This window comes from Pseudochelatococcus sp. B33 (assembly GCF_053570585.1).
On record NZ_JBSEFH010000001.1, the window covers coordinates 190,178 to 206,189 of the forward strand.

Annotated in this window: 18 protein-coding genes; 4 read left to right on the forward strand and 14 right to left on the reverse strand. The window is 66.9% G+C overall.

What is annotated here, in order from left to right; all coding sequences use genetic code 11:
• Positions 1–46: 46 nt before the first annotated feature.
• Positions 47–1,129, reverse strand: a complete 1,083-nt coding sequence (locus tag ACUSIJ_RS00825; RefSeq protein WP_449306445.1) for a quinone-dependent dihydroorotate dehydrogenase — start codon at positions 1,127–1,129, stop codon at positions 47–49.
• A gap of 396 nt (positions 1,130–1,525) precedes the next feature.
• On the opposite strand from ACUSIJ_RS00825, the gene ACUSIJ_RS00830 reads away from it, so the two are divergent.
• Positions 1,526–2,158, forward strand: coding sequence for a S24 family peptidase (locus ACUSIJ_RS00830; protein WP_449306668.1), 633 nt, complete (start codon positions 1,526–1,528; stop codon positions 2,156–2,158).
• Positions 2,143–2,778, forward strand: coding sequence for a ribonuclease HII (locus ACUSIJ_RS00835; RefSeq protein WP_449306446.1), 636 nt, complete (start codon positions 2,143–2,145; stop codon positions 2,776–2,778). Before ACUSIJ_RS00830 ends, ACUSIJ_RS00835 begins: the two co-directional genes overlap by 16 nt.
• A 10-nt stretch (positions 2,779–2,788) precedes the next feature.
• Here the strand turns inward: ACUSIJ_RS00835 and ACUSIJ_RS00840 are convergent, their stop codons facing one another.
• From ACUSIJ_RS00840 to ACUSIJ_RS00850, 3 genes are all read right to left on the reverse strand, one after another.
• The gene (locus ACUSIJ_RS00840) at positions 2,789–3,274 is read right to left on the reverse strand and encodes a redoxin family protein (RefSeq protein ID WP_449306447.1); all 486 of its coding nucleotides are present in this window, start codon (positions 3,272–3,274) and stop codon (positions 2,789–2,791) included.
• 57 nt (positions 3,275–3,331) lie between these two features.
• Entirely contained in the window at positions 3,332–5,002 is a 1,671-nt protein-coding gene (gene purH / locus ACUSIJ_RS00845) for a bifunctional phosphoribosylaminoimidazolecarboxamide formyltransferase/IMP cyclohydrolase (RefSeq protein WP_449306448.1), read from the reverse strand.
• Positions 5,003–5,251: 249 nt separating this feature from the next.
• Positions 5,252–6,988 carry a heparinase II/III family protein gene (locus ACUSIJ_RS00850; RefSeq protein WP_449306449.1) on the reverse strand — a complete coding sequence of 579 codons (1,737 nt, stop codon included), beginning with the start codon at positions 6,986–6,988 and terminating at the stop codon, positions 5,252–5,254.
• Positions 6,989–7,605: 617 nt separating this feature from the next.
• On the opposite strand from ACUSIJ_RS00850, the gene ACUSIJ_RS00855 reads away from it, so the two are divergent.
• On the forward strand, positions 7,606–8,640 hold the full coding sequence (locus ACUSIJ_RS00855; protein ID WP_449306450.1) for an aspartate-semialdehyde dehydrogenase: 1,035 nt from the start codon (positions 7,606–7,608) through the stop codon (positions 8,638–8,640).
• Positions 8,641–8,780: 140 nt separating this feature from the next.
• Here the strand turns inward: ACUSIJ_RS00855 and ACUSIJ_RS00860 are convergent, their stop codons facing one another.
• The 3 genes from ACUSIJ_RS00860 to ACUSIJ_RS00870 form a co-directional block, all read right to left on the reverse strand.
• A complete protein-coding gene (locus ACUSIJ_RS00860) occupies positions 8,781–9,233 on the reverse strand; it encodes a hypothetical protein (protein WP_449306451.1) in 453 nt (150 codons plus the stop codon).
• A 9-nt stretch (positions 9,234–9,242) separates the two neighbouring features.
• Entirely contained in the window at positions 9,243–9,536 is a 294-nt protein-coding gene (locus ACUSIJ_RS00865) for a type II toxin-antitoxin system prevent-host-death family antitoxin (protein WP_449306452.1), read from the reverse strand.
• Positions 9,537–9,623: 87 nt separating this feature from the next.
• Positions 9,624–9,971, reverse strand: coding sequence for a helix-turn-helix domain-containing protein (locus tag ACUSIJ_RS00870; protein WP_449306453.1), 348 nt, complete (start codon positions 9,969–9,971; stop codon positions 9,624–9,626).
• Between the two features lie 107 nt (positions 9,972–10,078).
• Here ACUSIJ_RS00870 and ACUSIJ_RS00875 point away from each other — a divergent pair, with 107 nt between their 5' ends.
• Complete coding sequence (locus ACUSIJ_RS00875) at positions 10,079–10,429, forward strand: hypothetical protein (protein WP_449306454.1); 351 nt, start codon at positions 10,079–10,081, stop codon at positions 10,427–10,429.
• A gap of 7 nt (positions 10,430–10,436) precedes the next feature.
• Here ACUSIJ_RS00875 and ACUSIJ_RS00880 read toward each other — a convergent pair whose 3' ends face one another.
• The 7 genes from ACUSIJ_RS00880 to rsfS form a co-directional block, all read right to left on the reverse strand.
• The gene (locus ACUSIJ_RS00880; protein ID WP_449306455.1) at positions 10,437–10,625 is read right to left on the reverse strand and encodes a hypothetical protein; all 189 of its coding nucleotides are present in this window, start codon (positions 10,623–10,625) and stop codon (positions 10,437–10,439) included.
• Positions 10,626–10,916: 291 nt separating this feature from the next.
• A complete protein-coding gene (locus ACUSIJ_RS00885; RefSeq protein WP_449306456.1) occupies positions 10,917–11,234 on the reverse strand; it encodes a type II toxin-antitoxin system TacA family antitoxin in 318 nt (105 codons plus the stop codon).
• Between the two features lie 81 nt (positions 11,235–11,315).
• Entirely contained in the window at positions 11,316–11,876 is a 561-nt protein-coding gene (locus tag ACUSIJ_RS00890; protein WP_449306457.1) for an RNA pyrophosphohydrolase, read from the reverse strand.
• A 44-nt stretch (positions 11,877–11,920) separates the two neighbouring features.
• Entirely contained in the window at positions 11,921–13,366 is a 1,446-nt protein-coding gene (locus ACUSIJ_RS00895; protein WP_449306458.1) for a S41 family peptidase, read from the reverse strand.
• Complete coding sequence (locus ACUSIJ_RS00900; protein ID WP_449306459.1) at positions 13,366–14,739, reverse strand: murein hydrolase activator EnvC family protein; 1,374 nt, start codon at positions 14,737–14,739, stop codon at positions 13,366–13,368. Before ACUSIJ_RS00900 ends, ACUSIJ_RS00895 begins: the two co-directional genes overlap by 1 nt.
• Before the next feature lie 212 nt (positions 14,740–14,951).
• Complete coding sequence (rlmH, locus tag ACUSIJ_RS00905) at positions 14,952–15,431, reverse strand: 23S rRNA (pseudouridine(1915)-N(3))-methyltransferase RlmH (protein WP_449306460.1); 480 nt, start codon at positions 15,429–15,431, stop codon at positions 14,952–14,954.
• Between the two features lie 5 nt (positions 15,432–15,436).
• Entirely contained in the window at positions 15,437–15,934 is a 498-nt protein-coding gene (rsfS, locus tag ACUSIJ_RS00910; protein ID WP_449306461.1) for a ribosome silencing factor, read from the reverse strand.
• Positions 15,935–16,012: the final 78 nt, after the last annotated feature.

The window sequence follows — 16,012 nt, forward strand, 5'->3', positions numbered from 1 at the left end:
GGTTATGCCGATTTCCAGATAATGTGGATGAGAACAGGCCGGCCCTTCACGTCGCAGGCTCCGCGGCGATGGCCGCGGCGTCCCTGCCGACGACGTCAGCGAGTGCGACGTTTTCGCGCTGGAGCCTTTCGAGGAGGCCGCTCTTGATCTCGCCGACGAGGCCCGGCCCCTTGTAGACCAGCGCCGAGTAGAGCTGCACCAGCGTCGCCCCGGCGCGGATCTTGGTCCAGGCCGCCTCGGCGGAATCAATCCCGCCGACGCCCACGATCGGGAACGCCCCCTCGACGCGCAGACAGGCCTGCGCCAGCACCCGTGTCGCGAGCGGGAACAGCGGCCGGCCGGAAAGCCCCCCGGCCTCGCCGGCATAGCGCACGTCGATGAGGCGCGGCCGGCTGACAGTGGTGTTCGAGACGATGAGGCCGTCGATGCCGCGCCGGCGCGCCACCGTCACGATGGCGTCGAGTTCCTCCTCCGTCACGTCGGGGGCGATCTTGAGCAGCAGCGGCCGGCGCGGATGGTCGCGGGACGCCTCGTCGCGGGCCGCGATGGCGCGGGCGATCAGATCGTCGAGCGCCGCCTCCTGCTGCAGGTCGCGCAGGCCGGGCGTGTTGGGCGACGACACGTTGAGGGTGAAATAGCTCGCGACAGCCGCGAAAGCCCGGATGCCGGCCACGTAGTCGGCGGCACGGTCGGTCGAATCCTTGTTGGCGCCGATATTGACGCCGACGATACCCGGCCGCCCTGCCCGGCCCTGGAGCCGCTTCAGCGCCGCCGCGTGGCCTTCATTGTTGAAGCCGAGACGGTTGATCACCGCCTCGTCGCGGACCAGCCGGAAGATGCGCGGGCGCGGATTGCCCGGCTGCGGGCGCGGCGTCACCGTGCCCACCTCCACGAAGCCGAAACCGGCCGTGAGGATCGCGTCGGGCGCTTCCGCGTTCTTGTCGAAGCCGGCGGCGAGGCCGACCGGATTGGGGAAGCGCAGCCCGAACGCCTCGACGTGCAGCACCGGATCGTCGGGCGCGGGCACCGGCAACCGCGCCACAGCGAGGGCACGGATCGTCAGCCGATGCGCCGTCTCCGCGTCGAGCGCGAACAGGATGGGCCGCACGAGCCTCTCCAAACCCCGCATCTGGCAATCTCCCTCGAAAAAGCGTCCGGCGCGGCGATACGCGCCCGCCCCTGTATGATCCGGACCTGCGGCAAAAACAAGCCGCGCGCCCGAAACGGCGTGCGCGGCGGGATATACGGACCGTGAACCGCGTAATATGAAATATGAAGCCCCGCTATGGCAGTTTATCTTGCAGGGAATGCGTTGCGCATACCAATGAAATGAAATATGTCCTGTATTAAGAAAATCATCCTAATATGGTGTTGCGGGATGGGAGCGTGTTTTCCGATGTCGTTCTGCCCGAACACATTCAGGGCGGCGGCTGTCGCGGGGAAGCGCCACCGCGCCGGGCAGTGACGCCTTGCCGGGAACGAGACGGGAATGGAGCGGGGGCATGGATGGAGCGAGGCGTATATGATGCTGTCTCATGACCAGATCTGGTCGGCTCTCGACGCCTTCGCGGCGCGCAGCGGGCTGTCGCCATCGGGGCTTGCCCGCAAGGCGGGGCTCGATCCCACGACCTTCAACCGCTCGAAGCGCCTGGCGCCGGACGGGCGGCCGCGCTGGCCCTCGACGGAATCCATCGCCAAGGTGCTGGAGGCGACCGGCGCCTCGCTCGACGAATTCATGGCGCTCGTCGCCCGGCACGGCAAGTACAGGCCCGCGCGCAACCTGCCGCTGATCGGCTTCGCGCAGGCGGGCAAGGGCGGCTTCTTCGACGACGGCGGCTTTCCGGTCGGTGGCAGCTGGGACGAGGTCGCCTTTCCGGACATGGGCGAGGACAAGGTGTTCGCGCTCGAGATCACCGGCGATTCGATGCTGCCGATCTACCGCGACGGCGACATCATCATCGTCTCCCCCACCGCGACCCTGCGCCGCGGCGACCGGGTGGTGGTGCGCACCGCCCAGGGCGAGGTTCTCGCCAAGGAACTCAAGCGCCGCACCGCGAAGACCGTGGAGCTGCGCTCGCTCAACCCCGAGCACGAGGACCGGGTGCTGGCGGAGCAGGACATCGCCTGGATGGCCCGTATCGTATGGGCGAGCCAGTGAGGATCGCGGCCTCCTTCGAACGCGAGCTGGCGTTGGCCGGCGAGGGCTATGTGTGGATCGCGGGCATCGACGAGGTGGGGCGCGGCCCCATCGCCGGCCCGGTCGTCGCGGCCGCCGTGGTGCTCGATCCGCGCGCCCTGCCCTTGGGCCTCGGCGATTCCAAGATCCTCCCCGAACGCCGGCGCGAGGAGCTGTTCGAAGAGATCGTGCTGAGCGCCCATATCGGCATCGCCAGCGTGCCGGCGGCAGAGATCGACCGCATCAACATCCGCCAGGCGACGCTTGCCGCCATGGTCCGCGCCTTCGCCGCCCTGCCGGCCCCGGCTGGCCTTCCGGCTCACCGGATGATCGCGCTCGTCGACGGCAACGATCCGCCGCCGCTGTCCTGCCCGGTGGAGACCGTCGTGGGGGGCGACGCCCTCATCGCCTCGATCGCGGCCGCGTCCATCGTCGCCAAGGTCACCCGGGACCGGATCATGCGCCGCCTGGGGCTCGACTATCCGGCCTACGGCTTCGCCAGCCATGTCGGCTATCCGACGCCGGCCCACAAGAGCGCGCTCGCGCAGACCGGCCCCTGCCCGTTCCACCGGCTCAGCTTCGCGCCGCTGAAGACGCGATAGCAGGCCCCGGTTACAGATTGTCGAGAATGTTTTCGGCGCTGGCGACCTGCACCTGTCCCGCCGCTTCCTCGATATACAGCGACTCGACCACGCCGTCGTTCGCCACCAGCGCATAGCGCTGCGAGCGCGGGCCGAGGCCGAACCCCGAACCGTCGAACAGCAGGCCGGTGGCACGGGCGAATTCCGCGTTGCCGTCCGACAGGAACTCCACCTTGCCCTCCGCGCCGAGCGCCTTCGCCCAGGCGTCGAGCACGAACACGTCGTTGACGCTGGTGATGGCGACGGCATCGATGCCCTTCGCCTTGAAGGCGTCGACGTTGGTGACGAAGCCGGGCGCGTGGTTGCGGTGACACGTCGGGGTGAATGCGCCCGGAACCCCCACCAGCAGCACCCGCCTGCCTTTGAAGATGTCGTCCGTGGTGCGCGGGGTCGGCCCGTCTGCGGTGGTCACGCGAAAAGTGGTCTGAGGCAAACGATCCCCGACGGCAATGGTCATCTTCATAGTCCCTGATTGTTCCAGTGGGGGTACGATATCACCCGCCGTCGCCATGTTTCAATGGCGGAAGTGGCGGTATCCCGTGAACACCATCGCAAGGCCCGCCTCGTCGGCGGCACGGATGACCTCGTCGTCGCGGATGGAGCCGCCGGGCTGGATCACCGCCGTGGCGCCCGCCGCCGCCGCCGCGAGCAACCCGTCGGCGAAGGGGAAGAACGCGTCCGAAGCCACGACCGCGCCCCTGGCGAAGCTCTCCGCGCTGCCCGCCGCGGTCGCGGCTTCCCGGGCCTTCCAGGCGGCGATGCGCGAGGAATCGACGCGGCTCATCTGGCCCGCGCCGATGCCGACCGTGGCCCCCTCGCGCGCGTAGACGATGGCATTCGACTTCACGTGCTTGGCGACGCGGAACGCGAATCGCAGATCGGCGAGTTCCGCGTCCGTCGGCGCGCGGCGCGTGACCACCCGCAGGTCCATGTCCTCGACGACGGCATTGTCCCGCCCCTGCACGAGGAAGCCGCCCGCGACCGTGCGCACCGTCTGTCCGGGACCGCGCGGATCGGGCAGCCCGCCGGCCACCAGCAGCCGCAGGTTCTTCTTTTCCGCCACGATGGCGATGGCCTCCTCGCTGGCGTCGGGGGCGATGATCACCTCGGTGAAGATGCCCACGATGCGGCGCGCCGCCTCGGCGTCGAGCGTGCGGTTGAGCGCGACGATGCCGCCGAAGGCCGATACCGGGTCGCAGCGCAGCGCCTTGTCGTAGGCCTCGGCCAGCGTCGCGCCCTCGGCGACGCCGCACGGGTTGGCGTGCTTGACGATCACCACCGCCGCCGTGCGTGCGGGGTCGAACTCCGCCACCGCCTCGAAGGCGGCATCGGTGTCGTTGAGATTGTTGTAGGAGAGCTGCTTGCCCTGAAGCTGGCGCGCCGTCGCCACCCCCGGCCGCGTGTCCGCGGTGGCGTAGAAGGCGGCCGTCTGGTGCGGGTTCTCGCCATAGCGCAGATCGAGGCCGCGCTTGCCGCCGATGGCGCGGAACACGGGCGTCTCGATTCCTTCCGCTGCGGCGAACCAGTTGGACACCGCCGCGTCATAGGCGGCGGTGCGCCCGTAGGCCTTCTGCGCCAGGCGCTTGCGCAGCGCCGACGTGGTGGCGCCGTCATGGGCCTCGAGCTCGGCCAGCAGCGCGGCATAGTCCTCGGGATCGACGACGACCGCCACGTCGGCGTGGTTCTTGGCCGCGGCCCGGATCATCGCCGGGCCGCCGATGTCGATGTTCTCGATGCAGTCGTCGAACGACCCGCCGCGCGCCACCGTCGCCTCGAAGGGATAGAGGTTGACCACCACGAGGTCGATGGGCGCGATGCCGTGCGCCAGCATCGCCGCCTGATGCTCGGGATTGGCCCGCACCGCCAGTACGCCGCCGTGGATGGCCGGATGCAGCGTCTTCACACGCCCGTCCATCATCTCGGGGAACTGCGTGACCTCGGAAACGTCCTTCGCCGCAAGCCCCGCCTCGATCAGCGCCTTGTGCGTGCCCCCGGTCGAGACGAGCTCGATGCCCCGCTGGGCAAGCGCCGAGGCGAAGCCGATCAGGCCGGACTTGTCCGACACCGACAGCAGCGCCCGCGTCACCCTCTTGCGGTCGCCGGGCGGCGAGGCGTCCGGCCCCTTCGGCCGGAAAGACGTCACATCGTTGGAGTTCGCATTGTTGGAGTTGGCATCACGCGACATGGCCGGTTCCCGTTTCAGGGTCATCATGCGGACTGTGCCCATACGCGGGACAGGAATCCGCTCCAGCGCGTGCCTAGCCGATTTTGCGGGGCACGAAAACGAAAAAACGGCCCGAAAACCGAAATGCCCCCCGGTATCGGCCGTGGCGGGGAGGACCGAACAGACCTGCGGGGGCGCTTTCCGATCCCATGATTCCATTCGCCCGATCAGAATGCGCTCACAAGAAAGAAGCGGAAAGGTTCGCTGTTTTCATGCAGCGGTGAAACCCTCCAGCCGCGAGAAGCGCCAGCGCAGCAGCCGCACCTCGGTGGGATCGACCCGCACCACGATCTGCTCGCCCCGGCGCGCGCCGTCGGGAGCGGACAGGAACACGCTTTCCTCGACCGACACCTCGCCGTGCTCGGCCTCGAACGACCATCCCTGTCCGTCCGGCAACAGCAGCAGCACGCGGTATCCGTCGCTGGTGTGGCCGGTGCGCACAAGCGGATGCAGATGGAACCGCACCACCGCCGGCAGGCCCTCGGGCGGGGTGTCGACGGCGATGAAGGCGTCCTCGCCGTCGAGCACACCCCGCTCGCCGTCAAGCCGCAGGCGGCGCTGGTGGATGAAGCCGAAGCGCCTGCGATAGCCGTCGTGCGCGCCTCCCAGCGTCTGCACGATGGCGTCGGGTGATCCGCGCGTGACCTCGACGTTCTCGACACCGCCGATGATGGGCGTGCCGAGCCAGCGGCCGAGCCGGCGGTCGAAACGCCCCAGCAGCGACGTGCCACCCCCCGCCCCGGCGAACAGGCACGACGACGCCTCGCCGACGGTGACGGTGCTGTGGGCGGCGGTGGAGCGCGCCGCCAGCGGCGGGATGGCGCTGCCGGTGCGCGGCGTGCCGCAGTTGACGATCAGGCGCGAGCGGCCGACGCTGAGCTCGAACGACAGGCATCCCGCATGCGCCCGGCCGGAATACGCGGGCGGCGGCGGCGGGCCCACATCGGCAATGAGCAGCAGGTCGCCCGCCGAAAGCCGCTCGTAGCCGGAATGCGGCGCATGCTGGATGGCGCGCGAGCGCGTGTCGTCGTAGGCGAGCAGCGTCGCGATCAGATCGACCTGGGTACGGCCCATGCCGTTGAACAGCGCCAGCGACCCCTCGCCGTGGCGGAACATGCGCAGCATCGGCATCATGCGATCGATGGCGCCGAGCAGTTGCGGCGGCGGCGACACCCCGCGCGCGGCATAGACCTGCCGCAGCGGCAGCAGCTCCGTCAGCAGCATCACCACCACCTGGGGATTGCGGCTGATGTGGCCGCCGTCCGGCAGGATCTGGCGCGCCAGTTCCTCGCCAAGCTGCCGGGTGGCGTTGCGCTGCAGGCGCCCGAGATTGTCGAGGCACAGGCCGGCCATGGCCAGCGCGATGAGCGCCAGAAGCCGGTTCTCGCCCTCGAGATCGCCGGCGACCCGGCCCGAAAGCTGCCGGACGCCGCGCGAGAGCGCGCGCATGAAGCGGCGATAGAAGGCGTGGTCCGCCCCCTCCAGCACCAGCGGCGACTGGCTGAGGAAGGCGAGCAGGCGGCGCGCCGCGACCTCCGGGCGCACGGCGATGCCGTGGCGGTCGAGCTTCGCGATCAGGAAATCGTCGACGAGGGCGCGCGCGTTCGCCCGCGCAAGCGCGGAATCGGCCGCGCCGAGATGCCGCAGCCAGGTGAAGCTCGCCAGCGCCCTCGCCCATGCCTCCGACGGCGGGATGACCTCGAAGGGCGAGCGGCCGCGGCAGTCGACGCTCTGCCCGGCGAGCGAGAAATAGCCGGCATAGATATCGGACGCCTCGGTGGGATCGGCCGTGCGCAGGTCCTGCGGCGCGATGACGACGCGCTCGGGAGAGCGGCGGCGCAGCATGGCCAGCACGCTGAGGATGGAGCCGACACAGCCGAGGAGCCGGCGCCCCGCCTGCGCGAGCCCGAGGCCATAGAGCCGCCAACGCTGTTGATCCGCACTCACGGCCTCGAATAGCCCCTTCCATGCACGACACCACCCGGGCAGGCGAGCGCCTGCCGGCTGCGGCGATCCACCCATAGCACCAAACCGAAAAGCGTGCGCACTTTCCGAAAAATTTGATGCGTTAACAAATGGATAGGGCTGCGGTCCGGTTCATGCTCCATGGCCGCGGCCCCAGCGCACACGCCCGCACATGCGCCCCGAGATATGACATTAGGCGAAAAAAGTTAACTGAACCGTACAAGGCTGTTGCAGCTTGTGAATATTGTCGCCGCCGCGCCCGGATGGAGATTCGGCTTGACAAATCCTCTCCACGCTGTAGCAGATACCCTGCCAGGGAGGCGGTGTTCAGGCCACCCCCGGATGGCATGCCGAATCGGCATGCTCGATTGGCGCGTTCAGTCCGGCAGGCAGGCGGATACAGGCGATGGCTCGCATCATTATCAAGAAAGCGAAAACCATCATCGAAGTCGCGACGATAACGACGTCGACGACACGCTGACCCCCTGCGCTCGTTCCCGGACCTCTCTCCCCCAGGCACGAGAGAGGGAAGATGCCCTGAAGGAGTGACGCTCCGGGGCATCGCGATCCGGGAGAGACCGAACAGGAGACACCTCGCAATGGGCTTCAAGATCGCCGTGGTCGGTGCCACCGGTAATGTGGGCCGTGAAATTCTCGACATTCTGGCCGAGCGCGCCTTTCCCGTGGGCGAGGTCGTGCCGCTCGCCTCGCGCCGCAGCCTCGGGCAGGAGGTCTCCTTCGGCGACAAGACGTTGAAGACCCGGGATCTCGCCACCTATGACTTCTCCGACACCGATATCGTGCTGATGTCGGCGGGCGGCGACGTGGCGCGCGAGTGGGCGCCGAAGATCGCCGCGCAGGGCGCCGTGGTCATCGACAACTCCTCCGCCTGGCGCTACGACGCCGACGTGCCGCTGATCGTGCCCGAGGTGAACGCCGATGCGGTCGTCGGCTTCTCGAAGCGCAACATCATCGCCAATCCCAATTGCTCCACGGCCCAGCTCGTCGTCGCGCTCAAGCCCCTGCACGACGCCGCCACCATCCGGCGCGTGGTCGTCGCCACCTATCAGTCGGTGTCGGGCGCGGGCAAGGAGGCCATGGACGAGCTGTTCTCGCAGACGCGGTCCGTGTTCACCACCGGCGAGGTGAAGTCCGAAAAGTTCACCAAGCGCATCGCCTTCAACGTCATCCCCCACATCGACGTGTTCATGGAGGACGGCTACACCAAGGAAGAGTGGAAGATGACGGCCGAGACCAAGAAGATCCTCGACCCGGCCATCAAGCTCACCGCCACCGCCGTGCGCGTGCCGGTGTTCATCTCCCACTCGGAGGCGGTCAACGTCGAGTTCGAGAAGCCGATCACGGCCGACGAGGCGCGCGAGATCCTGCGCCAGTCGCCGGGCCTCATCGTCGTCGACAAGCGCGAGAACGGCGGCTACATCACCCCCCACGAGGCGGCCGGCGAGGATCCCACCTATGTCTCGCGCATCCGCGAGGACCCGACGGTGGACAACGGCCTTTCCTTCTGGGTGGTAGCCGACAACCTGCGCAAGGGCGCAGCGCTGAACGCGGTGCAGATCGCGGAAGTGCTGGTCAACCGCAAGCTCATCAGCCCGCGTGCGCAGGCGGCCTGATTCGGTCCGAGATCCCGAACAGCGGAAGCGCCGTCCCTGTGACGGCGCTTTTTGCTGAGGCGGTACGAGGCGGCTTCCTGAACGCGGACGGCCATCCCGTCAGGTCCGGCCAAGCGGTAAAAGGCGGACCGCGCGCCGCGTTATCCCGCTCTCTTGACGGTCCTTACCTTCTTCAGCGCGTAGCTCTCTGCCACGTGGGCGACCACCGTATCGAACCAGTTCGATGGCAATTGGCCGACTACGCAGGAGTCGCGGGCGGATGGAAGGCTTGAGAGCCAATTTCCGGGCCTGGGATCCGGCCCTGGCCAGACGAGGATGTTGACTTGGTCCGTGTAAACCCATGCGGGTTCCTCGTCGAGCCCCAGCCAACGCTTCAGCTTGCGCGGGATCTCCAATGCCCTTTCGTGATCCAGTGGGGGTTTGTGGGAGACGCCGACGGCATAGGCGAGCGGAGTCGGTCCGACGTCCCGCTTGGCGAGAATGATAGCCATCGGATAGACCTTCTCTCCGTCCTCTCGGACGTGCTCCTTCGAGTGCCATAGGTATTCGTAGGCGATCAGGTGACCGACAGGGGGATCAGCGGGAATTTTCACTACCGAGCCTCAGGTGCGAGGCTTGGAGGGCCTCTCATTCTCTTCAATGTCGGGAATGTCCCCGAGATCGTAAGGCTGATCGGTTGCGACCCTGGATTTACGGATCAGCGCGATATCGCCTTCGCTCAGAGCTTCAACAGGCAGGGCCTGACGGTACGACGACCACAGCTCCTCGAAAAGGCGTGCGGAAACGAGGAAGGCGGTGGTGCGACCGTATCGCGTGATTTCGACCGGCCCCTCATGCGCCCGGTCATGCCATTCGCCAAAGTTCTTCTGAATTTCAGACGCAGGAAGCGATGCCATGGAACAACCCTCAAATCTTCCGTAAATTACGTAAAAATGTTAAGGTGTGGTCCTTGCTACCGGATGCCGCTTTTTCCTCGCAGCCTTTCAGCCGCCTTCTCCTGCTTCGCTCGTGTGGCGTGCCAGCGCCTCCGCCAGCGTCACCAGCAGCGCCAGTTCCTTCTCGGGCAGAGCCTGCGCCACGAATGCGAGCCGGTCGGTATAGTCGGAGCGGAGCGTGGCCGGGCTGTCGTCTAACGACAGACCGAGCAGCCAGTTCGGCGTGGTGCCAAGCGTGCGCGCAATCCGCACCAAGGTGGCGAGATCGGGCTCCCGCCTTCCCGAGATATAATGACCGTAGCGTCGTTCATCGAGGCCACAGCGGCGCGCGGCTTCTGCATTCGATATGCCAAGCTGCCCGGCCCGCTCTTTCAGCCTTGTTCCGAGAATTTCCATAGGAACAATTTGTTCCTGAACGACACCTTTCTTGCTATCGGCGTTATGGTGCTATATTTAACTACGAAACGCCGATAGTCGCCATTCGTAACATTGTGACTCGTTGCATGACATATGAAGAAACCGCCATCTGGATCGTTGCTCTGGCGCCGCCGGGCATCGTGCTGCTGGAGGGCTTCTGGGATTTCCACATCCGCCCGCACCTGATCCCCATGCGCCGCATCGCGGCCATGACCGACCTGATGCTCGCGACCTTCGGCCCCTATGCCGAACATGAGGCATTCCCGCGCCAGCAGGATGCCTGGTATCGTGGTGACCGGCTCGCCCAAGGCGTCTGGATGCGCATCCGCCGGCGCCTGCGGCGCCGCTGGGCGCGGGGCGAGATCGAGCTTTACGATGGAGAGGAAGTCGCCATGCGGCCGCGCCGCGAGGCCGTGTCGTCTCCGCGCGATGCGTAGGAGCTGTTTACAGCTTGACGAGCCGGCGTATCGTGGCCATCGGCAGAAACAGCCGCAACCCGCTTGCCGCGAAAGGAATGAATCCGTATTTTTGATAAAAGGCCGCTGCTGTTTCATCGCGCGCATCGACGATCAGCGCATGGACGGCAATCGTCTGGCTCGCAAGCAGCACCCGATGCAGGGCATCCAGCAGCATGATGCGCCAAGCCCCCTGCCCTTCGCCGCGCCTTCGACAACCAGACGCCCGAGCAGCGCAGCCGGCACGGGATAGCGCGGCAGGCGCTTCGCCTGATCAGCGGGCAGATCATCGCGCTGAAAGCTCGCGGCGCTCACGCTATAATAGCCGCACACCGTCGTCCCGCCCTGAAGCGCGACGAACACGCGGGCAATACCGCCGCGCTTCACACCCTGCGACGCATGCTCCCGGATGTACTGATCGAGCTCGGGAGCACCACTCGAAAAAGTTGTCCGGTCATGCCGACTGCCGTCAGGCGGGGCGATCAGCCACGGCCCAGAGGCCGCGGTCATCCGCCGTCTGCTCGTATTTCGCGAACGCATCACGCAAGGCGGCATTGGGCGCGGGAGGATCGATGAGGGCATCATAGAACGTCTCCCAGTCCGGACTGGACAGGGTAACGGTTTCGTTCTCGCGAATGACCTTTTCCGCCTCCGCCACCGCGGTCGCGAGCAAGAACCGACTGACGGTCTTATGGCGACAGCGCGCAGCCCGCCGCAGCAGATTCTTTGTCTCGGCATCAATGCGGACCTGAAGCCGCTCGCTCCTTGGGCCCGAAATCGGCGCCAAGGCAGGCTCCCGAATTACTTTCGGCACCATATGTACTCACAAACGGAGCACATTCCAACCCATGCCGCGATACCGCGCCCGTCAACCGCCGCGCGTCAGCCCTTCGAACTGCGCCACCACCTGCTCATACACCGGCCGCTTGAAGGGCACGATCAGTTCCGGCAGGCGCAACGCCTCTTCCCAGCGCCAGGCGTCGAACTCGGGCGGGAAGGCGCCGCCGCCGGGATTGAGCACGTCGATTTCCGCCTCGTCCCCGGTGAAGCGCAGGGCGAACCATTTCTGCTTCTGCCCGCGATACTTGCCCTTGAGCGCGACGCCGATCAGGTCGCCGGGCAGGTCGTAGGTCAGCCAGTCCGGCGTTTCGGCCAGCAGGTCCACCGAACGGATGTTGGTTTCCTCGAAGAGCTCGCGCCGGGCCGCCTCCAGCAGATCCTCGCCGTCGTCGACGCCGCCCTGCGGCATCTGCCAGACGTGGTCCGGCGGCAGGCTGCCCTCGTCGTAGTCGTCCTTGCGGCGCGAGCCGATGAACACCCGGCCCGCACCGTTGAGCAGAAACACGCCCACGCAGGCGCGGTACGGCAGATCGTCCGCCCGCACCTTGCCCGCGTCTCTCTGGCCGCGCCCCTTGTCCTTATGCGACATCGCCCCGCCCCGTCAGCGCATCGGCCAGACCACGGCCGGCCGGCTCACCGGGCCGGCTTCTGGTCGGAAGGCTTAGCGTCCGCGTCTTTCCGTTCTGTGACATTGGCGGCGGATTCGGTCTTCGTGCCGGCTTCCGTTTCACTGTCCGCCGCCTTCTTGACAAGGGCGGGGTTCGGATTGCCGCGCAGCAGGTCGAGAGCGGCGTTGAGCTGGGTGTCCTGGGCCGGATCGGTGGGCACGTAGGCGGAAGACCCCTTGGGCTCCTCCTTGTTCCCCTCGCCGGCGGCGGTCGTCTCCTGCGAGGATTCCTCGCCGTTCCTGAGGTGGCCGCGCAGGCCGGCCTCGCCCTGGATCTGGTCCTTGCCCTTGAGCTCGTCGGGAATGACTTCCTCGACCACGAAATCGGGGTCGATGCCCTTGGCCTGGATCGAGCGGCCCGACGGCGTGTAGTAGCGCGCCGTGGTGAGACGCAGCGCGCCGTTCTGGCCGAGCGGGATGATGGTCTGCACCGACCCCTTGCCGAACGAGCGCGTGCCGATCAGGGTCGCGCGCTGGTGATCCTGCAGCGCGCCCGCCACGATCTCGGATGCCGAGGCCGAACCGCCGTTGATCAGCACCACGATCGGCTTGCCCTTGCTGATGTCGCCGGCGCGGGCATTGAAGCGCTGCGCCTCGTCGAGATTGCGCCCGCGGGTGGAGACGATCTCGCCCCGCTCCAGGAACGCGTCCGACACCAGCACGGCCTGATCGAGCACGCCGCCGGGGTTGTTGCGCACGTCGACGATGAAGCCCTTCAGCTTGTCGCCCGGAACCTGCTTGAAGATCTGCTCGACCGCGTTGTTGAGGTTGTCGAAGGTCTGCTCGTTGAACTGGGTGATGCGCAGATAGCCGACATCGTCCTTCACCTCGAAGCGCACCGAGCGGATGCGGATGACGTCGCGCTTGAGGGTGAGCTCGAGCGGATCGGTACGGCCGGCGCGCTGGATCCGCAGCGTCACCTCGGAGCCGACCGCCCCGCGCATCTTCTCGACCGCCTGTTCGAGGGTCAAGCCCTGCACCTGCTCGCCGTCGATGGCGATGATGAGGTCGTTCGCCAGAACGCCGGCGCGGGCGCCGGGGGTCTCGTCGATGGGGCTCACCACCTTGACGAGCCCGTCCTCCATCGTGACCTCCAGGCCGAGGCCGCTGAAGGAGCCGCGCGTCTGCACCTGCATGTCGCGATGGCTCTTGGCGTCCATGTAGCCCGAGTGTGGATCGAGCGACGACACCATGCCGGAGACGGCCGCTTCGATGAGCTTCCTCTCGTCCAGCGTATCGACATAGTCGCTGCGCACCTTGTCGAACACGTCGCCGAAGAACGTCAACTGCCGGTAGGTGTCGACGGAGGCGGCGACGGCGCTGGTGCTCGTCAGCAGCCGAGACTGGGTGCCCACGATCGCCACCCCAGCGCCGATCACCGCACCCACCATAATCAGAGAGAACTTGCGCATTATCCGCGAACCTTTTCGCCTTTGGTCTTCGCCCACCATGGGGACGGATCGATGGAACCGCCGTCCTTGCGAAACTCAACATATAGAATAGGACCGTTCGCGCCACCCGCAAGTGCGGTTGCCGAGAAGGCATTCGCGCCGGATGGTAAAGCCTTGCCCATCAACGCTACCGGTTCGCCGGCGAGCACGAACTGTCCCAATGCTACGTTGATACGCTCCATTCCCGCCAGCAGCACATAGTATCCGTCGCCGGCGTTGATGATCAAGAGTTGTCCGAAGGATCGGAACGGGCCAGAATAGACGATCCAGCCATCGGTGGGCGAGGAGATCACCGCCTCCTCGCGCGCAGCGACGGAGATGCCCTGCGTCGTGCTGCCGAATCCGTCGGGCTCGCCGAAGCGGCGAACGATCTCGCCGCGCACCGGAAACGGCAGCAACCCCAGCGCCTTCGCGAACGACACCTTGGGTTCGAGCCGCGCCGGATCGCCGAGCGGGGCCGCCGCCAGCCGGTCCTCGACCGCCTTTTCTCGCGCGCGGGCGGCCGCCTCGGCCTCCGTGGCGGCACGGCGGGAGGCGGCGATCTCCCGTTCCATCCGCCCGATCAAATCCTTGAGACTTTCGGATTTGCTGGCGAGATCGGCCACGCGCGCGCTTTCGCCGGCGTCCATCTTCTCCACCTCGCCGATGCGCCGCTGCCGCTCCTCGATGAGGGCCGCGAGCCGCTCCTGCTCGCCCTGCAGGGTGGCGATGTCGGTCTTCAGCGCCTCGCGGTCGGCGGCGATCTGCTTGCGCAGGCGCGCGAGCTCCGCGAGGTCGGAGGCCAGCGCCTCGGCCTCCTCGCGCAATTCCGGCACCACCGCGCCGAGCAGGATGGCGCTGCGCAACGCGAGCAGCACGTCCTCCGGCGCGACGAGCACGGCGGGCGGCGGATGGCGGCCCATGCGCTGCAGGGCGGCGAGCACCTCGGCGATGATGTCGCGGCGGCTCTCCAGCGAACGGCGAATCGCCTGCTCGCTGCCGTCGAGCGTCGCGAGGCGCTGTTCGAGGGCGGTGACGCGGTCTTCCGCCGCGCCGATGCGCTCGGTGGTCTCGATGAGGACGCGGTTGAGCTCCGCCCGGTCAGCGCTCAGGCCGTCGATTTCCGCACGCAGAGCCTTGCGCCGCTCCTCGCGGGCGGTGAGATCGGCCTCGACCGCCTTGAGCTCCTGCTGACGCCGGTCGCGGTCGGCCTCGGTCTGCGACAGGGCGGGATCCGGCGGCGGCGCATCCTGCGCGCGCACGCTGTCCACCGTGGCGACGAGCGCCACCAGCGCGACGCTCGCCGCGAGGCGGCACGCCCTGAAATTCCCCGTGAACTGAAAACCAAATGCCATCAGCGCCTGTAGCGTTTTCGAGCGAAGTGGACACCGGTTCGCGTGAAGAAAACGCGTCGAACCAAAGAGCGAGAGCGTTTCAGCGTTTCCGAGAAACGATGAAACGCTCTATAGCGCAAAATGAATGAAACCTGAATCGCTATTTTTCTTTAACCATTTGTTAACGCATCAAATTTCTGGCACGTCCAAAGCCGATCCGGATAACCCGGCCCTCAAACGCGATGGTAGGGATGACCTGCGAGAATCGTCAGGCAACGGTATACCTGCTCAAGCACCAGCGCACGCACAATCTGGTGAGGCATGGTCATCGCCCCGAACGACAGCACCAGCGCCGCCGCCTTGCGCACCTCGGCATCGAGCCCGTCCGGCCCGCCGACGACGAGATTGATCGCCGCCTCGCCGTTGTCCCGCCAGGCGGAAAACCTGTGGGCGACATCCTCGCTGGTGCAGCTTGCGCCGCGCTCGTCGAAGACCACGAGAGGCCCCGGCAGGCAGCGCGCCAGCAGCGCCCGCCCCTCTTCCGCCTTGCGCTGCTCCGGACTGCGGGCGCCGCTCTCGGCGAGTTCCGCCATATCGACGCCGCCGAAACCGAGCGTACGCGCCAGCGGTGCCGCGCGCTCGGCGTAGCGCTCGACCAGAGCCCTCTCGGGGCCGGCCTTCAGCCGCCCCACGGACAGGACAAGAATGCGCACGCCGCTCAGCCGACGAGCTGCTCTTTGGGCCGATCCGGGCTCCAGATCTTCTCAAGATTGTAGAAGCCGCGCACCTCGGGCCGGAAAATGTGGACAATGATGTCGCCCACGTCGATCAGCACCCAGTCGCAAGTCGGCAACCCCTCGACGCGCACGGGCCCGAAGCCGGCCTCCTTGAGCGCCGTGACCACCTTTTCCGCGATGGCACCCACGTGTCTGTCCGACCGCCCGGAGGCGACCAGCATGGTGTCGGCGATCGACGTCCGGCCGACGAGATCGATCTCGACGATGTCCTCGGCTTTCATCTCCTCGAGCTGAAAGCGTGCGATGCCCGCAGCCTGGATGACGGCGGCTTCCGCTCGTGCCTGCGCGGACTGCGTTGCGTCCTCTCCCGTCCGCGCGCCCGGCGCCTTCTGTGCGCCGTATTCCGATAACTGGCTCAGTGCCTGCCCCTTATGGTGCCGGAGCGCCCCATTGCGCTCCTCTGCTGAAGATAGTCGCACAATTTCGACGCTTCAACGACAGCCGTTGTCGAAACAGCCGATTTGGGCAGGAAAATGGAACAATTCCATTGTCATGCG